The organism is Brenneria sp. hezel4-2-4, assembly GCF_013155275.1.
Classification (GTDB): Bacteria; Pseudomonadota; Gammaproteobacteria; order Enterobacterales; family Enterobacteriaceae; genus Brenneria.
In genome coordinates this window covers 65631-86103 of sequence record NZ_JABJXS010000002.1, presented here as the reverse complement: position 1 = coordinate 86103, position 20473 = coordinate 65631, and the positions used below count along the sequence as shown (strand labels likewise).

The window sequence follows — 20473 nt, the reverse complement described above, 5'->3', positions numbered from 1 at the left end:
GCTTAATCCTCCCGGGATGCGTTTCCAGCGTCCTGCTGACTCGGTTTTTGTGGAGACGGTTTTTTCTGACGCCCCAGTTCGCGTACCGTCATCAGGCTGACGCCGCCAACCACGCCGAGTACCCCGCTAATCAACCCCACTGCCGTCGTGGATATCTGTCCGCCTTCCGGGCTATGGATCGCCGGTTTTTCCACCCGTGGCGTCGGATTTTCCACGTTGGCCAGTTGGAAGATGCCCTTGGTAAACCCGATGCCTTTCTCATTACAGCCGTAGCAGGGGTGCCCGATGCCCACCGGCCAGATGCCGCCGCCGACGTCGCAAAACTCCAGCGTCGGGCAGTTGCCATAGGTTTCAGGCCCTTTACAGCCCAGATGGTAGAGACACCAGCCCTGACGATGCCCCTCATCGCCAAACTCTTTCGCAAAACGCCCGGCGTCAAAATGCGGACGACGCTCGCAGTTTTCGTGGATCAGTCGGCCATAGGCGAACGTCGGCCGGCCCTGACTATCCAGCGCGGGCGGACGTTGATAGGTGATGATGTGAGCGACGGTGGCGAGAAAATTGTGCGGATTCGGCGGACAGCCAGGGATATTAATCACCGTTTTCCCCGGTAATACATCCTGCAAGCTCACCGCGCCGGTCGGGTTGCTGCCCGCCGCCGGGACGCCGCCCCAGGCCGAGCACGAACCGATGGCGATAATGGCGGCGGCATGTTCGGCCGTTTCGCGGATATGCTCCACGATCGGTTTGCCGGCCACCATACAGTAGATGCCGCCGTCTTTAATGGGTATCGACCCATCGACAACCAGTACGAATTTCCCTTTATATTGCTCAATGGCGCGATGCTTGTTCTCTTCGGCCTGTTCGCCAAAAGCCGCAGAGAGCACTTCGTGATATTCCAGCGAGATGGTGTTTAACAGCAGGTTCTCAATGGTTGGATGCGTTGCCCGCAGCAGGGACTCCGTACATCCGGTACATTCCTGCGCGCCAATCCAGATAACCGGCGGACGTTGTGTGGAACCCATCGACCGGGCAATCTCCGCCACGGCGGAATCCGCCAATCCCATTGATGCCGCAAGTGCCGCACATAACTTCATAAAATCACGGCGATTAACGCCGTGATGGGAAAGCATTAAATTTTCCCCACTCATTTTTTATTATTCTCCTGTAACTCAAACGGAGGAACACACAATATGTGTATGGTTATGGTAATGAGAAATTTAATTTAACAGACTTGATCTTCATCAATCGCCGGGACAATAGACTTCTTATTTCTGTTATAACTGTGACTTTATGCGCAATGAATCCATTTAAAACCGCAATGGCATTGTTTAGATGAGAAATAATCGCAACAACCGCTACATATTATTGCAATGATAATTTACCTCTGAGCTAAAACGATTAATCACCAGACATAACCACATTATTTATATATGTTAATATATTGAAATTAAAAATAAAAAATACTCATATCATTATTTATGCAAGTTGATTCATTAATGTAGCAAATCATCATTTGCTTCTATTGCTCATACCACTCAAAATAATTACTTTAGATTTTTTAGTTTAAAAACCATGTATCCGGTTAGTTTTTTTCGAAAAAAGAAAAATGAAATATATTATCCCTCGATATTCAGAGCAAAGAATAAATATCGGCTATGTTATTTTGTAGCAAAGCGTTTCTCGGGATGAATTTCATTTATAGCAAGGATAGTGATCGGCTATCGGCGGAAAAAATAAAAAAGGCAGCAACGGCCTTCGCCGAGCTGCCCTGAGCAGGAAATAATGTTTTGAAAACCGGTTACTGAATACCCTGACTGCGCAGGTAATCCTCATAGTTTCCGGTAAAATCAATCACTTTATTCGGCGTCATTTCCAGAACGCGGGTTGCCAGAGAACTGACGAACTCGCGGTCATGAGAGACGAATAGCAGCGTTCCTTCATACATTTCCAGCGCCATATTCAGCGATTCAATCGATTCCATATCCAGGTGGTTGGTCGGCTCATCCATAATCAGGATGTTGGGACGCTGCATCATCAGTTTGCCAAACAGCATCCGGCCCTTCTCGCCACCGGACAACACTTTGACTTTCTTCTTGATGTCGTCCTGACTGAACAGCAGACGCCCCAGCACGCTGCGCACCGCCTGCTCGTCGTCTCGCTCCTGCTTCCACTGGCTCATCCACTCGAACACGGTCAGAGAATCATCAAACTCGTATTCATGATCCTGCGCGTAGTATCCGATTTTGGCGTTTTCGGACCATTTAACCGTACCGCCGTCCGGCTGAATATCGCCCACCAGGGTTTTCAACAGCGTCGATTTACCGATGCCGTTGGTTCCTAAAATGGCGACCTTCTCACCTACTTCCACCATCAGATTCAGCTTGCTGAACAGCGGGCCATTATCAAACCCTTTCGCCAGCGCCTCCACTTCCAACGCATTGCGGAACAGCTTCTTATCCTGTTCAAAGCGAATAAATGGATTCTGACGGCTGGAGGCTTTTACCTCTTCCAACTGGATTTTATCAATCTGGCGGGCGCGAGATGTCGCCTGTTTAGATTTGGACGCATTGGCGCTGAAGCGGCTGACGAAAGACTGCAATTCGGAAATTTGCGCTTTCTTCTTGGCGTTATCCGCCAGCAGACGCTCGCGCGCCTGCGTGGCCGCCGTCATATAGTCATCATAGTTGCCGGGATAAATTCGCAGTTCGCCGTAGTCCAGATCCGCCATATGTGTACACACCATATTCAGAAAGTGACGGTCATGGGAAATAATGATCATGGTGCTGTTACGCTCGTTCAGCACCTGCTCCAGCCAGCGAATGGTGTCGATATCCAGGTTGTTGGTCGGTTCATCGAGCAGCAGAATATCCGGATCGGCAAACAGCGCCTGCGCCAGCAGCACACGCAGCTTCCAGCCGGGGGCCACTTCGCTCATCGGGCCGTAGTGCTGTTCCACTGGAATGCCGACGCCCAGCAACAGCTCACCCGCGCGCGCTTCGGCGCTGTAACCATCCATCTCACCGTATTGCACTTCCAGATCGGCAACTTTGTAGCCATCCGCTTCACTCATTTCAGCCAGCGCATAGATGCGGTCGCGTTCTTCTTTTACCGCCCACAGTTCGGCATGACCCATGATGACGGTATCCAGCACGCTGTATTTTTCAAAAGCGAACTGATCCTGACGCAATTTACCCAGACGCTCATTCGGATCGAGAAAAACGTTACCGGAACTCGGCGCCAGATCGTTGCCAAGTATTTTCATGAACGTTGATTTGCCGCAGCCATTTGCGCCAATCAACCCGTAACGGTTGCCGCCGCCGAATTTAACCGAAATGTTCTCAAACAACGGCTTGCTGCCGAACTGCATGGTGATATTGTTGGTACTTAACACAGCACTTACTCAAGTCAGAATGTGATTTGGCGCGCATTATGCCACAAGCGCGCCTCATAATCGCGGTTAGTTTTGAGCAATATTTAATCAATTACGGTCATGGCGGGGTTATTCCCCGCCACAGGAGAAGATTGCTTATGGTTATACGCGACGCTAAGCAACGGAGTTAATCCAGATAAGGAGCCTATATGGAAACGCTTTATGAATTACATCATCATCCACATCTGCATTTACGCATACAGGATGAAAACGATACGGCCGCGCTGTTTGCGCTGGTTCAGCAAGAAAAACCGCGCCTGCGCCGTACCTTACCCTGGCCGGATTCGGTAAAACATCCCGACGACACTCTCGGCGCCATAAAAACTAACCGGGAGGCGTTTGCGGCCGGCACCGCCGCGGTCTATATCATTCGCTGGCAAGGCGTCATCGCCGGCGTCGTCTCATTTAATAGCATAAGGGACGAAGTGGGGGAAATCGGTTACTGGATTGCTGAACGGTTTGAAGGCAAAGGTATCGTTTCTCAATCCGTCAGTACCCTGATACAGGGCTATATGCGCGCCGGGATCGTCAACCGGTGCGTCATAAAAGCGTCAGTGGAAAACGCGCGCAGCAATGCGCTGGCGCAACGGCTGGGATTCCGTTTTTATCAGCAGGCAAAAGGAGGAGAGAAACTAGGCGATCGCTGTATCGATCAGAATATTTATCATTATCAGCTCTGATTTCGTCGCGCTTGCTTATCGTTGCAAGAAACTCAGGTTTTCCGCTCAGTACACGCATAAACCCCCGGCGTCCGGCAAACCAGACGCCGGGGATAAAAATGCAGGGATCAGGCTATCCGCCAATTCCCGTACGTCTATCGTTTGGCTAACAACAGACCCAGCACCAGCCCAAGCGTCGTACCGATGCCGATACCATGCCAGGGTTTGTCATGTACGTAGACATCCGCCTTATCGGCGACGTGTTTGGCTTTGGCATAGTAACTGTTGTTTGCGCCAATTCTCGCTTTGACCTCAAGCAAGGCTTTCTCCGCGTTTTTCTTCAGATCAACATAGGCCTTGTCAGCCTGATCGCCAGAGTAGCGTAAAACCTCATCCAGCGTTTCAGATAAGAGCTTCAGATCATCGTCGATACGAATCTCGTCAGGTTGTTTTTTTTCTACTGCCATAAAATGCGCCCTTTCTTAATGAAAAATGGATTGTCTGATTAACTATAGACAATTCTGCGCGGCAGCAACGGCTCATCAGCCCGGATCATTCCTAAAAGCGCGGTTTATCGCGCATGGCGGATAAAAAAACGCCGCTGACTCTCATCAGCGGCGTTTTTCAAGCGTAATCCAACCTATTGACTACATCATTGGCTGCGCCAGTTGAACCAATGAAATCAGCGGCTGTGGATAAACACCCAGGATCAGCACCGCGATGGCTGAAATCAGCACCACCACGCCGCCGGCCGTTAAGGCCCAGTTGCTCGGCGTATCGCGATTCAGCACCTGCGGCGCACTCAGATACAGGCTGACCATCACCCGCAGATAGTAGTAGAGACCGATGGCGCTACCTAAAACCACCGCGCCGGTCAACCACCAAAGTTCGGCATTGACGCCGACGGCCAGCACATAGAACTTACCGAAGAAGCCCAGCGTCATCGGGATACCGGCCAGCGACAGCATCATCACCGTCATGACCGCCGACAAAATCGGCTTATGCCAGAACAAACCACGGTAGGAGAACAGCGAGTCGGCATCCGGGCCGCTGTACGGACTGGACATCAGGCTGACCACGCCAAAGGCGCCGAGGCTGCTGAACAGATACCCCACCAGATAAACGCCGACGGTTTCCAACGCCAGTTGGTGGCTTTGCACCGCAATCAGCGCAACCAGCAGATAACCCAGGTGGGCTATGGACGAGTACCCCAGCAAGCGCTTGATATTACTTTGCGATACCGCCATCACGTTGCCAAACAGGATGGACGCCACCGCAATAAAGCCAAGCACCGTTCTGACCGCATCGCTATCCACCATCGGCGCATAGAGGAACAACCGCATGACCGCGCCAAAAATGGCGATCTTGCTGGCGGTAGCCAGAAACGTCGACACCGGCGCCGGCGCGCCCTGATACACATCCGGCGTCCACAGTTGGAACGGCACCAGCGACAGCTTAAAGCCCACGCCGACGACCATCATCCCCAACCCCACCAGCAACAGCGGTTCATGGATGCGAAGATCGCTCAGGCTTTGTCCCAGGCTGGAGAAGCTCAGATTACCCGAATCGGCATAGACCAGCGCCATACCGAACAGCAGAAAGGAAGAGGCGGCGGCCGATAGCAGCATGTACTTGATACCGGCTTCCAGCGAGCGTTTCTGACGGAAAGCATAGCTGACCAGCCCGAACAGCGGCAGTGAAATCAATTCAATACCGATGAACAGCGCCGCAAGGTGGTTGGCGCTTGCCAGCAAGATGCCGCCCAGGGCGGCGATCAGCACCAGCAAATAGAACTCATCGCGGTTATCCGGAAAACCTTCCAGCCACGGATAGGCGAAAGTGCTGGTCGCCAGACTGGCCAATAAAACCAGCGCGGTATAAAACATGGAAAAACCATCAACCCGCAGCAGCGGCGTGACGTCCGTCGGCCCTACCTGGCCTACAAAGTACAGCGACAGCAGCGCAATGTTCAGGCCGATAACCGTCAGTGTTGCGTTGACAAAATGGTTGCGTCGCCACGCAATGCACAGCATCACAACCACTACCGTCAATCCGACGATCAACAGCGGCGACAGCGCGATTAGTTGTTGAAGAGTTATTGTCATGGCGAATTACGGCCTTGTTGTTGAAAGTATTGAATCCGGAGCAGACGACATAAACCACTGCTGAATATTTGACATCGCAGCGCTGGAGGTATCCAGAATCGGTTGCGGGAACACCCCTAATAACACCAACAGCACTACCAGCAGCATAACGATGGACAACTCACGCAGCGACATACTCTGCAACGGCTGTTCCGATCGGGGGGCGCCATAATAGGCTCGCTGCATCATGATCAGCGAATAAACCGAAGCAAACACCAGCCCGAACGTCGAGATCACCGTAATCATCGGCACAACCTGATAGCTGCCGAACAGAATCATAAATTCACCGACAAAGTTACCGGTTCCCGGCATCCCCAATGTCGCGACGGCAAAGAACAGCGAAAGCGCCGGCAGATATTTCATCCGCGCCCACAGCCCTCCCATTTGACGCATATCGCGGGTATGCAATCGCTCATACAGTTGGCCGCACAGAATAAACAGACCCGCGGCGGACAGACCGTGCGCAATCATCTGGATAACCGCCCCCTGGTAGGCCAATTGGCTGCCGGAGTAAATGGCGATCATCACAAAACCCATATGCGAAACCGAGGTATAGGCGATTAAGCGCTTGATATCCGTCTGATTAAACGCCATCCAGGCGCCGTAGAAGATACCGATCACCCCGAGCCACATGGCGATAGGCGCAAATTCATGGGAAGCATTCGGAAACAGCGGCAGACTAAAGCGCAACAGGCCGTAAGCGGCGGTTTTCAGCAGAATGCCCGCCAGGTCGACGGAACCTGCCGTCGGCGCCTGACTATGGGCGTCCGGCAGCCAACCGTGCAACGGCACCACCGGCATTTTTACCGCGAAGGCGATAAAGAAGCCAAGCATTAGCAGATATTCGACGCCACGGGACATTGGCGTATTCAGCAGCTCTTCATAGTTGAAAGTCCAAATCCCGGTCGCCTTATAGTGCACAAACACCAGCGCCAGAATGGCAATCAACATCACCAGACCGCTGGCCTGGGTATAGATGAAAAACTTGGTTGCGGCCGTAATACGGGTTTTGCCGTCGGAGCCTTTATGTCCCCACAGTGCGATTAGGAAGTACATCGGCACCAGCATCATCTCCCAGAAGAAGAAGAACAGGAACATATCGATAGCGACGAATACCCCGATCACCGCCCCCAGGATCCACAACAGATTCAGGTGGAAAAAACCCTGATAGCGGTGAATTTCATTCCATGAGCAAAGGATCGCCAGCACCCCGAGCAATCCCGTCAACACCACCATCAGAATCGACAGGCCATCCAGAGCAAGATGGATGGCGATGCCAAAGCGCGGGATCCACGGAACATTGAACTCGGACTGCCAGTTCGGCAGGCCATTGGGTATTGCCAGAGAATAACCACCTTGCAACCACAGTTGCAGAGATAGCACCAGAGTCAGCCCCATCGCAATCAACGCGATCCAGCGCGGCACTTTCGTACTAAAGCGCTCGAACTGCCAGCACAGCAGACCGCCGATAAAGGGGATAAGAATTAGCCAAGGTAATAGCATGGCGCTTTGTGTCCCTAAAATTAAAGAAATCTGAAAACTTGCCGTGGCGGGCATTCACACCAGGAATGCCCTGCCCTTCTATGTTCCGGGGCGTATTAAACCAGCAATAACAACGCCAGCACCATCACCGCGCCCAACCCCATGGAAGCGGCGTACCAGCGCACCTGACCATTTTCACTGACCGCCAGCCCGCGATTACTCCAGCGGATAATCACCGCCGGAATGCCCATCAGCGCATCCAGCGGGTCACGCTGCAACAGCTTGGCGATGGCCAGATAGGGCCTGACGAAAACCTTGTTGTACAGCCAGTCGAAACCCCAGGCATGGAACCACCAGGTCGAGAAGAAACGCCCCGGCGCGCTTTGCGCGATACTGCTCACCCACTGCCGTTTTCCCAACCACAGCACGGCGGCCAGTAAAATACCGGCAATGGCGACCACGCCTGAAGCAACCTCCAGCGTGATCATCCGACTGTGCTCCAGCGCCGTCGTCTCCGGCAGCACACCGTGTAAAGGCGGAACAATCATCGCGCCGATAAAGGTGGACAGCACCATAAGCACGATAAGCGGCAAATGATGGGCAATCCCCTTACCCGCATGTGCTTTGGTCTTCGCTTCGCCATGGAACACGATGAAGATCATACGGAAGGTATACAGCGAGGTCATAAAGGCGCCGGCCAGGCCCGCCAGCATCAAATTGATGTGGCCGTTGGCCCAGGCGCCGGCCAGGATCTCGTCTTTACTGAAGAAGCCGGCGGTAATCAGCGGCAGCGCGGCCAGCGCCGCGCCCCCGACCAGGAAGCAGACATACACCAGCGGGATCGTCTTACGCAGACCGCCCATTTTGAAAATATTCTGCTCGTGATGACAGGCCAAAATGACCGAACCGGAAGAGAGGAACAGCAGCGCTTTGAAAAACGCATGGGTCATCAGATGGAAAATCGCCGCATCCCATGCCTGAACGCCCAGCGCCAGGAACATATAGCCAATCTGACTCATGGTCGAGTAGGCCAGAACACGTTTGATATCCGTCTGAACCAGCGCGGCGAATCCCGCCAGTACCAGCGTCACCGCACCGATAATCCCCACCAGATGCAATATTTCCGGCGCCATCAGGAACAGGCCGTGGGTTCGGGCGATCAGATAGACCCCCGCGGTCACCATGGTGGCCGCATGGATCAGCGCGGATACCGGCGTCGGGCCGGCCATCGCATCCGCCAGCCAGGTTTGCAGCGGCAACTGAGCGGACTTACCGACCGCGCCGCCCAGCAGCATCAGGGTCGCCCAGGTAATCGCTGGCGAGCCTTCCGCCAATTGCTGCGGCGCCAGCACCATCAGTTCGCGGAAGTTTAATGTGCCTAATTCGTTGTAAAGGATGAACAGCGCAAAGGCCAGAAACACATCCCCCACGCGGGTGACCACAAAAGCCTTCATGGCCGCCGCGCCGTTTTTCGGATTGGTATAGTAGAAGCCAATCAGCAGGTAGCTGCACAGCCCCACCCCTTCCCAGCCGAGATACATCAACAACAGGTTATCGGCCAGAACGAGCACCACCATGCTGGCGATAAACAGGTTGGTATAGGCAAAGAAACGCGAATATCCCTCTTCACCGCGCATATACCAGGAGGCAAACAGGTGAATGAAGAAACCAACCCCGGTGACGACGGACAGCATGGTGACGGACAGGCCGTCAAGGGTCAGCGTTACGCTGATATCAAAGTTGCCGACCGCCATCCATGTCCACAGATGCTGGTTAAACACGCTCACGCCAGTATGCTGCTGACCGAGAAAATCGACCGCCACCCAGGCGGTCACCAACGCCGCCAGACCGATGGCGCCTACGCCGACCGTCGCCGACGTATTCTCCGACCAGCGGCCGCGGGAAAATGCCAGCAGCAGGAAGCCAAGCAGCGGGAATAGTATGGTTAAATAGAGTAAGTTCATCCGCGCATCTCACTGACTGTATCAATATTCAGGGTCTGACGACGACGATACAACTGCAACAGCAGCGCCAGGCCAATGCTGGCTTCAGCCGCCGCCAGCGTAATCGCCAGAATATACATCACCTGACCGTCCGGCTGCTGCCAGTAGCTGCCCGCCACCACAAACGCCAGCGCGGCGGCATTGATCATAATTTCAAGACTTATCAACATAAACAGCAAGTTGCGGCGAATAAGCAGCCCGGTCAGCCCCAAAACGAACAAAATAGCGGCTAACAGCAAGCCATGTTGTAACGGAATCATGCGCGTTCCCCTGTTATTTTATTATCAACATCCTGGTTCGCGGTTTCTTTGCTGACCCCCTCTCCCCGCTTGTCTTCACGACCGACATGGAAAGCGACGACCAGACCGGCCAACAACAGCATTGAAGCTAACTCAACGGCGAGAACGTAAGGGCCGAACAGACTGATCCCCACCGACTTGGCGTCCACCATGTCCCCGGTGATGCCCTGCTCGCCCAGGCTGAAGATCCCCTTGACGAGCGCCGCCAGCAAAGCCAGCGACAACAGCCCCGGGCCAATCCAGACGCCGGGTTTAAGCCATGCCCGTTCCTGCTCGACCACGGAATTGCCGAGGTTGAGCATCATCACCACGAACACGAACAGCACCATAATGGCGCCGGCGTAGACGATGATCTCCAGCGCGCCGGCAAAGTAAGCCCCCAGCGAGAAAAATACGCAGGCGACGGCCAACAGGGAGACAATCAGGTATAACAACGCATGCACAGGGTTGGTGTGGGTGATGACGCGCAACGTCGCCACCACCGCCACCAAACCTGCAAGATAAAAAGCGAATTCCATGCTAGCTCCTTAGGGCAATAGACCTTTGACGTTAATGGGTTTGGCTTCGTTTTCGGCTTCGCCTTTATCTTTCCCATCGATCGCCATGCCGGCCATCCGGTAGAAGTTGTATTCCGGATACTTACCCGGCCCCGAGATCAGCAGATCTTCTTTTTCGTAAACCAGATCCTGACGTTTGTAATCCCCCATTTCAAAATCGGGCGTCAACTGAATCGCCGTGGTCGGGCAAGCCTCTTCGCAGAAACCACAGAAAATGCAACGCGAGAAGTTGATACGGAAAAATTCGGGATACCAACGACCATCTTTGGTCTCTGCTTTCTGCAAGGAGATGCAGCCGACCGGACAAGCCACCGCACACAGATTGCAGGCCACGCAACGCTCCGCGCCGTCCGGATCGCGCGTCAGCACGATGCGTCCGCGATAGCGCGGCGGCGGGTTCACCGGCTCTTCAGGATACATTTTGGTTTCGCGCTTTTTAAAAGCGTTCGACCCCACCATACAGATACTGCGTACCTGGGTGCCGAAACCAACCACTAAATCTTTTAATGTCATGGTTTATTCACCCCTTATTGAGCGTTGTACAAAATGACCGCGGCAGTCGCCAGCAGGTTCAGTAAGGTTATCGGCAGACACACTTTCCAGCCGAACGCCATCACCTGGTCATAACGCGGACGCGGCAGCGCGGCGCGGATCAGAATAAACATCATCATGAAGAAGGCCGTTTTCAGCGCAAACCAGATGAATGGCGGCAGCAACGGGCCATGCCAGCCCCCAAAGAACAGGGTGACGATCAGCGCGGAAACGGTGACGATGCCGATATATTCCCCCACGAAGAACAACCCGAATTTCATACCGGAATATTCAATGTGGTAACCGTCCGCCAGTTCCTGCTCTGCTTCAGGCTGGTCGAACGGATGCCGGTGACACACGGCCACGCCGGCAATGGCAAAGGTGATGAAACCGAAGAATTGCGGGATCACGTTCCACAAATGTTCCTGAGAATCCACAATGTCGCGCATATTAAAGGAGCCGGCCTGAGCGACGACCCCCATCAGCGACAACCCGAGAAACACTTCATAGCTCAGCGTCTGGGCGGAGGCGCGCACCGCCCCCAGCAGTGAATATTTGTTGTTGCTCGCCCAGCCGGCAAACAGCACCGCATAAACCGCCAGCCCCGCCATCATCAGGAAAAACAGCAGACCGATATTCAGGTCCGACACACCCCAGGTCGGCGTGACGGGCACAATGGCAAAGGCCAGCAACAATGAGGTGAACGCGATCATCGGCGCCAGAGTGAAAATCACTTTGTCAGTAAACTTCGGCACCCAGTCTTCTTTGAAGAACATTTTGATCATGTCGGCGACAAGCTGCAACGAACCGCCCCAACCTACCCGGTTCGGCCCGTAACGCCCCTGGAACAACCCCAACAGCTTACGCTCGCCCATACTCATAAATGCCCCGCAGGTCACGACGACCAACAGGATAACGACCGCCTTGCCGACAGAACTCAGTATCTCCAGGAGATCCGGTGTTAACCAACTCATTGTGCAGCCTCCCGCAGATTCTCAACGGTTGCGCCCGCCAGCACCGGCGCGATGCCCGGCAAACCTAACGGTAGACCAACCTGTCCCTGACTCAGCCCGTCGCTCAAGCGCAGCGGCAGACGCAGCGTCTGACCGCCACAGCTCAGTTCGATCAGCGCTCCCGGATTAACCCCCAACGCGGCCGCATCGGCCGGATTGACCATCACATACGGTTCCGGCATGCGGCTTTGAATCACCGCCGAGCGTTGCGACATCTCATCGCTGCCGAACAAGTGATAGTAAGGGGCGACACGCCAGTTGCCTGACTGGGCGGTAAACGCGGCCGGGATATCCACGAAATAATCCAGCGTGTTTTCGCCGGCTTCAATCATGCGCATCCCCGGATCGCCGTGGCGCAGATGGCCGCCGACCTCATCCTGGAACTTGTTCCACGCCTGCGGCGAGTTCCAGCCTGGCGCCCAGGCAAAGGGGATCTGCTGACGATCGGCCGTCGGGCTGTTGTTCCCTTCCATTGAGAAGGCGAACATGGTGTCTTTATCCTGCGGCTGACGCGGTTCATGCACGCTGATATTGGCGCGCATCGCGGTACGTCCGCTGGAGCGGTTCGGCGAGCGGGCCAGCTTTTGCCCGCGGATGCGGAATGAAGCATCCGGCGCGGCCTGCTTGATCGCCGACAGTTGCGGCAACGCAACGACGCAGGCATCAATCACATGATCGAGCAACGTCCAGTCAACCTGGCGACTGTTGTAGGTAATAAACAGGGAGTGCAGCCAGCGCCAGCTTTCCAGCATCACCACCTTATTGTCATAGTAAGTGGGATCGTACACCTGGAAGAAACGCTGAGCGCGGCCTTCCTGGTTGATCAACGTACCGTCGCTTTCGGCGAAACTTGCCGATGACAAAATAAGGCTGGCCTTATCCATGATGCGGGTGCGCTGATGATCCAGCACAATCAGGTTATTGGCTTTCTCCAGCGCGGCATCGATACGCGCGGCGGGCGCATGACGATAGAGATCGTTTTCCAACACCACCACGCTGTCGGCGTCGCCGTTTTCCAACTGCGCCAGCGCCTCATCCAGCGAACCGCCGCCGATCATCGACAGCCCGATGCTGTTGGCGGCGGAAGCGACAAAGGTGATCCCCACATCGGAGCCGCGCGTCTTAAGCGCTTTCGCTACGTTGGCGGCCGCCGCGATGATATCGCTGCTGCCGGCATTGGTGCCGGAGATAATCAGCGGTTTCTTCGCTCCGGCCAGCGCCTGAACGATGATATCCACTTTCTGATCCAGACCGGGTGCCAAATCCGCTACGGCAGGCGCGTTTTCATCCAACGCATGGGCAATGGCAAAACCAAGGCGGGCCTGATCGGCGACCGGCGCACGATAATTCCAGGCGGCGATATCATCCAGACGGGTGTTATCGACGTTGGTGACGAACAGCGGGTGCTTGGCATGCTGACCGATATTCATGATGGCGGCGATCTGCCAGTCCGCCACTTTCTGCGCGGCGGCCATTTCACGCGCTTTGCCTTTCACGGCCTGGCGTACGGCCAGCGCGATACGGGCGCCGGTTTGGGTCAGGTCTTCACCCAGCACCAGCACGGCATCGTAACGTTCTATCTCACGCAGCGCGGGCGTATGTATGCCGCCCTCGCGCAAAACCTTCAGCATCAGTTGCAGACGGTTTTGTTCGTCATGGGCGATGCCGGTATAAAAGTTTTCCGCCCCGACCAGTTCACGCAGCGCAAAGTTACTTTCGATGCTGGCGCGCGGCGAACCAATACCAATGGTTTTCTTAGCCTGACGCAGCACATCGGCCGCCCCTTGCAACGCCTGATCGGCATTCAGCGCGATCCAGTCATCGCCACGCCGCTGAAGCGGCTGTTTGGGACGATCTTTCAGATTGACGTAACCGTAACCAAAACGGCCGCGGTCGCACAGGAAGTAGTGGTTTACGCTGCCGTTGAAGCGGTTTTCAATACGACGCAACTCGCCATAGCGCTCGCCGGGGCTGGTGTTGCAGCCGACGCTGCACTGCTGGCAGATGCTTGGCGCAAACTGCATATCCCATTTACGGTTGTAACGCTCGGAATGCGTTTTGTCGGTAAATACGCCGGTAGGACAGACTTCCACCAGATTACCGGAGAATTCGCTTTCCAACGTGCCATCTTCCGGGCGGCCGAAATAGACATTGTCGTGCGCGCCGTAAACACCGAGGTCGGCGCCGTCCGCGTAATCTTTGTAGTAGCGAACGCAGCGGTAACAGGCGATACAGCGGTTCATTTCGTGGGAAATGAACGGCCCGAGATCCTGATTGCGGTGGGTACGTTTGGTAAAACGATAGCGACGGAAATTATGCCCCGTCATTACCGTCATATCCTGCAAGTGACAGTTTCCGCCTTCCTCACACACCGGGCAGTCGTGTGGGTGATTGGTCATCAGAAACTCAACTATCGTTTTACGGAATAGCTTCGCCTCGTCGTCCTCAATCGCGATAAACGTCCCCTCGGCGGCCGGTGTCATACAGGACATCACCAGACGACCGCGGGTATCCTCCGCGTTTTGGTATTGCTTTACCGCGCACAGGCGGCAGGATCCAACGCTGCCCAGCGCCGGGTGCCAGCAAAAATAAGGAATATCAAGTCCCAGAGACAGGCAAGCTTCGAGAAGATTGTTCGCTCCGTTTACTTCATACTCTTTGCCGTCTACATGAATAGTAGCCATAGTCAGCATGCTTCCATAATGGCCTGTGTCGCCACAGGCGCTAATCAAAAATTCTATTATAGGGACGGCTTATTCGCGCCGCCCGGCGGATACATTGGCTGCATCTCACGCTTATCCGGTGATGATTTACCAGCGCTCTTTCAACAGGTTCGGCTGAATGCCGCCAATCGCTTTGACGTTGCCCAAATACTGTTGCGAAATACCTGCTTCAAACTCTTCCCGGAAGTATTTAATCGCGCTTTGCAACGGTTCCACCGCCCCCGGCGCATGAGCGCAGAAGGTGTTGCCCGGCCCCAGAAAACGGCAAAGCTGCTCCAGCGTTTCAATATCTCCCGGTTGACCTTCTCCCTGCTCCAGCGCGCGCAGCAGTTTTACGCTCCACGGCAGGCCGTCGCGGCAAGGGGTGCACCAGCCGCAGGATTCGCGAGCAAAAAACTCTTCCAAATTGCGGGTGAGCGACACCATATTGATTTCGTGATCGACGGCCATCGCCAGCGCGGTGCCCAAACGGCTGCCCGCTTTGGCGATGTGTTCGAAATCCATCGGCAGGTCGAGATGATCGTTCGTCAGGAAGTCCGTGCCCGCGCCGCCCGGCTGCCAGGCTTTCAGCTTCAGCCCGTCGCGCATCCCGCCGGCATAATCTTCCAGGATCTCGCGCGCCGTGGTGCCGAACGGCAGTTCCCACAGCCCGGGATTTTTAACCCGGCCGGAAAAACCCATCAGCTTGGTGCCGGCATCCTTGCTTTTACCGGCGGACAGCCCCTGATACCAGGCCGCGCCGTGTTCAATGATGGCCGGTACGTTGCACAGCGTTTCCACGTTATTGACGCAGGTCGGCTTGCCCCAGGCGCCCGCGGACGCGGGAAAAGGCGGCTTCGAACGCGGGTTGGCGCGACGGCCTTCCAGCGAGTTAATCAGCGCCGTTTCTTCGCCGCAGATATAGCGGCCCGCGCCGGTATGCACAAACAGCTCGAAATCAAATCCGCTGCCTAAAATATTTTTACCCAGCAATCCGGCGGCTTTCGCTTCTTCAATGGCGCGGCGTAAATTCACCGCCGCCTCGATATACTCGCCACGTAGGAAGATGTAACCGCGATAGGCTTTCAGAGCGAAAGCGCTGATCAGCATCCCTTCCACCAGCAGGTGCGGAAGCTGTTCCATCAACAGACGGTCTTTATAGGTTCCCGGCTCCATTTCATCCGCGTTGCACAGCAGATAACGGATATTCATGCTTTCGTCTTTCGGCATCAGGCTCCACTTAAGCCCGGTCGAAAAGCCCGCGCCGCCGCGCCCTTTCAGGCCGGCGTCCTTAACCAGGGAAACCACCTCATCCTGCGCCATGCCGCTTAACGTTTTTTGAGCGGCGACATAACCATTTTTACTGCGGTACTCATCCAGCCAGACGGGCTGTTTATCGTCACGTAAACGCCAGGTCAGCGGATGCTGTTCAGCAGTCAACACAATGTTTTTACTCATTGATACTGCTCCAATAACGATTCAATATCTTCAGGCTTCACGTGGCTGTGGGTATCGTCGTCAATCATCATCGACGGCCCCTTGTCGCAGTTCCCCAGACAGCAGGTCGGCAGTAACGTGAAGCGTCCGTCAAAGGTTGTCTGGCCAGGCTTGATGCTGAGCTTACGCTCCAACGCGGCCTGCACGCCCTGGTAGCCGTTGATGTGGCACACCACGCTGTCGCAATAGCGAATAATGTGGCGCCCCACCGGCTGACGGAAAATCTGGCTGTAAAATGTCGCCACGCCTTCAACGTCGCTGGCCGGGATACCCAGCACGTCGGCAATCGCCTTGATGGCGCCATCCGGCACCCAGCCACGCTGCTTCTGTACGATTTTCAGCGCTTCGATAGATGCCGCGCGGGCATCCTCATAATGGTGTTTTTCGTGTTCGATCGCGTCACGCTCCGCGTCGCTCAGCACAAAAACAGTGTCTTTCGTCAGTGAATCGGCGCCGGGTTGACCCGCGTCGATATGATCGTGAGTGTTGTTATGATCGTGCATAATTAGCGGTCCACATCTGACATGACAAAATCAATACTGCCGAGGTAAACGATCAGGTCAGATACCAGACATCCTCGGATTACCGATGGGATCTGTTGCAGATGCGGATAGCTCGGCGTGCGAATACGGGTGCGATAGCTCATGGTGCCGCCATCGCTGGTCAGGTAATAACTGTTGATGCCTTTGGTCGCCTCGATCATCTGGAACGATTCATTGGCTGGCATCACCGGCCCCCAGGAAACCTGAAGGAAATGGTTAATCATGGTTTCAATATGCTGTAACGTGCGCTCTTTCGGCGGCGGCGTGGTCAGCGGGTGGTCCGCTTTGAACGGCCCTTCCGGCATATTATTCAAACACTGTTCCAAAATGCGCAGGCTCTGGCGCAACTCTTCGACTTTCAGCATCACACGGCTATAGCAGTCGCTGATGCCGTCGCCAACCGGCACTTCAAAATCGAAGTTTTCATAACCGGAATACGGACGGCGTTTGCGCACGTCAAAATCAATACCGGTGGCGCGCAGACCCGCTCCGGTGACGCCCCATTCCAATGCCTCTTTGGCATTGTAGGCGGCAACGCCCTGAGTACGGCCTTTCAGAATGGTATTCTGCAAGGCGGCTTTGACATAGGTATCCAGACGGGATGGCATCCAATCAAGGAATTCACGCAGCAGGCGCTCCCAGCCGCGCGGCAGATCGTGCGCCACCCCGCCGATGCGGAACCACGCCGGATGCATACGGAATCCGGTGATGGCTTCAACCAGATCGTAAATTTTCTGACGATCGGTGAAAGCAAAGAACACCGGCGTCATCGCCCCGACGTCCTGAATAAAGGTGCTGATGTAGAGCAGATGGCTATTGATGCGGAACAGTTCCGACAGCATGACGCGAATGGTTTTAACGCGATCCGGCACCTCAATGCCCGCCAGCTTTTCAACGGCCAGGACATACGGCATCTCATTGACGCAGCCGCCCAGGTATTCAATACGATCGGTGTAGGGAATGTAGCTGTGCCAGGACTGACGTTCACCCATTTTTTCCGCGCCGCGATGGTGATAACCCACATCCGGCACACAGTCGAGCACCTCTTCGCCATCCAGTTGCAGAATGATGCGGAATGCGCCGTGTGACGACGGGTGGTTCGGTCCCATGTTGAGGAACATGAAGTCCTCATTTTCGGTGCCGCGCTTCATGCCCCAGTCTTCCGGCTTAAAAGTCAACGACTCCATTTCCAAATCCTCTTTCTGCTTGGTCAGCACGAAAGGATCGAATTCGGTGGCGCGGGCCGGGTAGTCTTTACGCAGCGGATGACCTTCCCAGGTATGCGGCATCATGATGCGCGTCAAATGCGGATGCCCGTCAAAGGTCATGCCGAACATTTCCCAGGTTTCCCGCTCATACCAGTTGGCATTAGGGAACAGTTTAGTCATCGTCGGCAAGTGCATGTCGCTTTCGACCAGCGCGACTTTCAGCATGATGTCGCGATTGCGCTCAATGGATATCAGATGATAGAAAACGGAGAAATCCGCGGCCGGCAAACCTTCGCGATGGGTACGCAAACGTTCGTCCATACCGTGTAAATCAAACAGCATCACATACGGCTTCGGCTGTTTTTTCAGGAAAGAAACAACTTCCAACAATTGCTCACGCTTAACCCACACCACGGGAACGCCCGTGCGAGTGGCCTGTACGGTAAATGCGTCTGGTCCAAAACGGTTACACAGTTCGCCAATGACCGGATCATCAAGATGATCGCGAGTTTGCCAGGCAGGCAGAGCGAGATCGTGCGTCGTTAAATCTGTCATAAATATGTCACCACATTAAATGTGCTATTTCTGTATTCGATGGCGGCCGCATACTCTTATCGTGATATTACGCGACCGGCGTATTCATCATTTACAGGTCAAATCTCATCGGGCGAACGCAGGTTGGTCACTGCGATGCGCTCAGCGCGTTTGCGTTCCCGCTCGGATTGCATGTTGGCGCGGTAGACGCCCTGTTCTCCCACCACCCATGACAGAGGGCGACGCTCTTTACCAATGGATTCTTTTAATAGTAACAGCGCTTGCATATAGGCTTCAGGACGCGGCGGACAACCCGGGATATAGACGTCGACGGGCAGGAATTTATCTACGCCCTGAACAACGGAGTAAATGTCGTACATACCGCCGGAGTTGGCGCAGGCGCCCATGGAGATAACCCATTTGGGTTCCAGCATCTGCTCGTACAAACGTTGGATAACCGGCGCCATTTTGGTAAAGCAGGTTCCCGCCACCACCATAAAGTCGGCCTGGCGCGGAGACGCGCGCAATACTTCAGAACCGAAACGCGCAACGTCATGCACCGCGGTAAACGACGTCACCATTTCAACATAGCAACAGGAAAGACCGAAGTTATAGGGCCAAAGGGAGTTTTTGCGCCCCCAGTTCACCGTATCGTGAAGCGCATGCTCCAGCTTGCCCATATAGACACTGCGGTGAACATGCTGCTCCAGAGGGTCGGAAACGATCTCCTGCCGTTGCAGGGGATAACGGTCATTCTCACCGTCCGGCTCTATGCGGGTGAGCGTATAGTCCATCTTAAATGCCTCGCTGTTACTGCTGATGATTGTTGGTGATGTTTACGATGTCTGATTTAACGACCTGTCTCTTGGAACGCGCGGGAGTCCAGTCCAACGCCCCGATTCGCACTAGATAGATCAAACCAGCCAACAGCACCAAAATGAAAATGCTTGCTTCGATGAAGCCAATCCAGCCGCTTTCTCTGATGGAAACGGCCCAGGCATAGAGGTATAAGGCTTCAACATCGAAAATAACGAAAAACATGGCGACCAGGTAAAATTTGGCAGACAGGCGCAAACGCGCTGAACCGACGGCGTCGATCCCGGATTCGTAAGGGGTGTTTTTCGCTCTGGCCTTTGCTCTACCACCGAGCAAAAATCCCCCCGCCAGCATAAAGCCGCACAGGCCCACGGCGATGATAAGGAATAGCGCAAATGCCCAATGATGGGCGAGGACTTCAGTAGTTGTTGACATACTCTTTGCTTACTCATCAAAAGTGGTTAGTAACATCTGCTCTTCTTCGGCAGCTATGCACCACATCGATTAAAAGGAAGGATTAATAACCACATAAAAAGCACGGAAACGTGTCAGGTAACCAGCGTTCATATGGTTGAGCCCCTAATTTTGTAACCTTTTTTCAACCTTACTAAAAATAACAGTATATCAGTTTACATGCACACGATTTTGTTAACATTCACTGCCCTATCGCCGGCTAAATCGAGTCAGTGTTCACTCTGGATTAACAAACTGTGAGCATCGGCAACTCAGGTTAACGCGGCTACTATACCATTTTCACAACGGATGCCTGTTCCCCCCATAAGGTTATTAGGGTTATTTTTTGATCCAGCACACATTTTTAAGCATTTAGTTAGTAAAAAAATTGGCGCTTCCGGCCCGATGTCCGACGGTTGTTTTTACACGGCGAGTTTAAAAAAAAAGAACTGTCATTTCATAAAATTGGCAAAGCTACGACGATTTGCAGGCGGCTTACTGAACTTGCAGAGGAAGAGGAACTAACCAGAGGGAAGTGCGTTTGCTTAAACGCAATAAAATAAATCATTATGCGGGCCGCATCCTTCAGCCCGAATAATG

General features: G+C 54.3%; 17 protein-coding genes. 1 reads left to right on the top strand and 16 read right to left on the bottom strand.

Translation table 11 applies throughout. The features are described from left to right. Window positions 1-2 precede the first annotated feature (2 nt). Together hybO and HOY33_RS04415 are read right to left on the bottom strand one after the other, a co-directional pair. The gene (gene hybO / locus HOY33_RS04420) at window positions 3-1151 is read right to left on the bottom strand and encodes a hydrogenase 2 small subunit (RefSeq protein ID WP_172289008.1); all 1149 of its coding nucleotides are present in this window, start codon (window positions 1149-1151) and stop codon (window positions 3-5) included. A 650-nt stretch (window positions 1152-1801) separates the two neighbouring features. Then, a complete protein-coding gene (locus HOY33_RS04415) occupies window positions 1802-3394 on the bottom strand; it encodes an ABC-F family ATPase (RefSeq protein WP_172289007.1) in 1593 nt (530 codons plus the stop codon). Window positions 3395-3582: 188 nt separating this feature from the next. Here HOY33_RS04415 and HOY33_RS04410 point away from each other — a divergent pair, with 188 nt between their 5' ends. Next, the gene (locus tag HOY33_RS04410; RefSeq protein ID WP_172289006.1) at window positions 3583-4113 is read left to right on the top strand and encodes a GNAT family N-acetyltransferase; all 531 of its coding nucleotides are present in this window, start codon (window positions 3583-3585) and stop codon (window positions 4111-4113) included. 134 nt (window positions 4114-4247) lie between these two features. On the opposite strand, the gene elaB is transcribed toward HOY33_RS04410, so the two are convergent. The 14 genes from elaB to HOY33_RS04340 all read right to left on the bottom strand — a co-directional run bounded on the left by elaB (window position 4248) and on the right by HOY33_RS04340 (window position 19855). Further along, a complete protein-coding gene (gene elaB / locus HOY33_RS04405; protein WP_172289004.1) occupies window positions 4248-4559 on the bottom strand; it encodes a stress response protein ElaB in 312 nt (103 codons plus the stop codon). Between the two features lie 180 nt (window positions 4560-4739). Continuing rightward, complete coding sequence (gene nuoN / locus HOY33_RS04400; RefSeq protein ID WP_172289002.1) at window positions 4740-6197, bottom strand: NADH-quinone oxidoreductase subunit NuoN; 1458 nt, start codon at window positions 6195-6197, stop codon at window positions 4740-4742. A 6-nt stretch (window positions 6198-6203) separates the two neighbouring features. Next, window positions 6204-7739: an NADH-quinone oxidoreductase subunit M gene (gene nuoM / locus HOY33_RS04395; RefSeq protein ID WP_172289000.1), complete on the bottom strand. Its 1536-nt coding sequence runs from the start codon at window positions 7737-7739 to the stop codon at window positions 6204-6206. Window positions 7740-7834: 95 nt separating this feature from the next. Then, window positions 7835-9682 (bottom strand): NADH-quinone oxidoreductase subunit L, encoded by a 1848-nt coding sequence (nuoL, locus tag HOY33_RS04390; protein WP_172288998.1) that lies wholly within the window; start codon window positions 9680-9682, stop codon window positions 7835-7837. Then, window positions 9679-9981: an NADH-quinone oxidoreductase subunit NuoK gene (nuoK, locus tag HOY33_RS04385; RefSeq protein WP_172288996.1), complete on the bottom strand. Its 303-nt coding sequence runs from the start codon at window positions 9979-9981 to the stop codon at window positions 9679-9681. The genes nuoL and nuoK overlap by 4 nt, the downstream gene beginning before the upstream one ends. Further along, the gene (gene nuoJ / locus HOY33_RS04380; RefSeq protein ID WP_172288994.1) at window positions 9978-10538 is read right to left on the bottom strand and encodes an NADH-quinone oxidoreductase subunit J; all 561 of its coding nucleotides are present in this window, start codon (window positions 10536-10538) and stop codon (window positions 9978-9980) included. The genes nuoK and nuoJ overlap by 4 nt, the downstream gene beginning before the upstream one ends. A gap of 9 nt (window positions 10539-10547) precedes the next feature. Then, window positions 10548-11090, bottom strand: a complete 543-nt coding sequence (gene nuoI / locus HOY33_RS04375) for an NADH-quinone oxidoreductase subunit NuoI (RefSeq protein ID WP_172288992.1) — start codon at window positions 11088-11090, stop codon at window positions 10548-10550. Window positions 11091-11104: 14 nt separating this feature from the next. Continuing rightward, window positions 11105-12082: an NADH-quinone oxidoreductase subunit NuoH gene (nuoH, locus tag HOY33_RS04370; RefSeq protein WP_172288990.1), complete on the bottom strand. Its 978-nt coding sequence runs from the start codon at window positions 12080-12082 to the stop codon at window positions 11105-11107. Further along, window positions 12079-14805: an NADH-quinone oxidoreductase subunit NuoG gene (nuoG, locus tag HOY33_RS04365; protein WP_172288988.1), complete on the bottom strand. Its 2727-nt coding sequence runs from the start codon at window positions 14803-14805 to the stop codon at window positions 12079-12081. The genes nuoH and nuoG overlap by 4 nt, the downstream gene beginning before the upstream one ends. A 126-nt stretch (window positions 14806-14931) precedes the next feature. Beyond that, a complete protein-coding gene (nuoF, locus tag HOY33_RS04360) occupies window positions 14932-16281 on the bottom strand; it encodes an NADH-quinone oxidoreductase subunit NuoF (protein WP_172288986.1) in 1350 nt (449 codons plus the stop codon). Further along, entirely contained in the window at window positions 16278-16823 is a 546-nt protein-coding gene (gene nuoE / locus HOY33_RS04355; protein WP_172288984.1) for an NADH-quinone oxidoreductase subunit NuoE, read from the bottom strand. The genes nuoF and nuoE overlap by 4 nt, the downstream gene beginning before the upstream one ends. A 2-nt stretch (window positions 16824-16825) precedes the next feature. Then, window positions 16826-18625, bottom strand: coding sequence for an NADH-quinone oxidoreductase subunit C/D (gene nuoC / locus HOY33_RS04350; RefSeq protein WP_172288982.1), 1800 nt, complete (start codon window positions 18623-18625; stop codon window positions 16826-16828). Window positions 18626-18723: 98 nt separating this feature from the next. Further along, window positions 18724-19398 (bottom strand): NADH-quinone oxidoreductase subunit B family protein, encoded by a 675-nt coding sequence (locus tag HOY33_RS04345; RefSeq protein ID WP_172288980.1) that lies wholly within the window; start codon window positions 19396-19398, stop codon window positions 18724-18726. Window positions 19399-19414: 16 nt separating this feature from the next. Beyond that, window positions 19415-19855, bottom strand: coding sequence for an NADH-quinone oxidoreductase subunit A (locus tag HOY33_RS04340; RefSeq protein ID WP_172288978.1), 441 nt, complete (start codon window positions 19853-19855; stop codon window positions 19415-19417). Between the last annotated feature and the right edge of the window lie 618 nt (window positions 19856-20473).

What these genes read in the sequence shown, in the direction of transcription:
- nuoN (WP_172289002.1), bottom strand. Translation starts at nt 6,197, where the DNA reads ATGACAATAACTCTTCAACAACTAATCGCGCTGTCGCCGCTGTTGATC.
- HOY33_RS04340 (WP_172288978.1), bottom strand. Translation starts at nt 19,855, where the DNA reads ATGTCAACAACTACTGAAGTCCTCGCCCATCATTGGGCATTTGCGCTA.
- nuoF (WP_172288986.1), bottom strand. Translation starts at nt 16,281, where the DNA reads ATGAGTAAAAACATTGTGTTGACTGCTGAACAGCATCCGCTGACCTGG.
- HOY33_RS04345 (WP_172288980.1), bottom strand. Translation starts at nt 19,398, where the DNA reads ATGGACTATACGCTCACCCGCATAGAGCCGGACGGTGAGAATGACCGT.
- nuoC (WP_172288982.1), bottom strand. Translation starts at nt 18,625, where the DNA reads ATGACAGATTTAACGACGCACGATCTCGCTCTGCCTGCCTGGCAAACT.
- nuoM (WP_172289000.1), bottom strand. Translation starts at nt 7,739, where the DNA reads ATGCTATTACCTTGGCTAATTCTTATCCCCTTTATCGGCGGTCTGCTG.
- nuoL (WP_172288998.1), bottom strand. Translation starts at nt 9,682, where the DNA reads ATGAACTTACTCTATTTAACCATACTATTCCCGCTGCTTGGCTTCCTG.
- hybO (WP_172289008.1), bottom strand. Translation starts at nt 1,151, where the DNA reads ATGAGTGGGGAAAATTTAATGCTTTCCCATCACGGCGTTAATCGCCGT.
- nuoK (WP_172288996.1), bottom strand. Translation starts at nt 9,981, where the DNA reads ATGATTCCGTTACAACATGGCTTGCTGTTAGCCGCTATTTTGTTCGTT.
- elaB (WP_172289004.1), bottom strand. Translation starts at nt 4,559, where the DNA reads ATGGCAGTAGAAAAAAAACAACCTGACGAGATTCGTATCGACGATGAT.
- nuoE (WP_172288984.1), bottom strand. Translation starts at nt 16,823, where the DNA reads ATGCACGATCATAACAACACTCACGATCATATCGACGCGGGTCAACCC.
- nuoJ (WP_172288994.1), bottom strand. Translation starts at nt 10,538, where the DNA reads ATGGAATTCGCTTTTTATCTTGCAGGTTTGGTGGCGGTGGTGGCGACG.
- HOY33_RS04410 (WP_172289006.1), top strand. Translation starts at nt 3,583, where the DNA reads ATGGAAACGCTTTATGAATTACATCATCATCCACATCTGCATTTACGC.
- nuoH (WP_172288990.1), bottom strand. Translation starts at nt 12,082, where the DNA reads ATGAGTTGGTTAACACCGGATCTCCTGGAGATACTGAGTTCTGTCGGC.
- nuoI (WP_172288992.1), bottom strand. Translation starts at nt 11,090, where the DNA reads ATGACATTAAAAGATTTAGTGGTTGGTTTCGGCACCCAGGTACGCAGT.
- nuoG (WP_172288988.1), bottom strand. Translation starts at nt 14,805, where the DNA reads ATGGCTACTATTCATGTAGACGGCAAAGAGTATGAAGTAAACGGAGCG.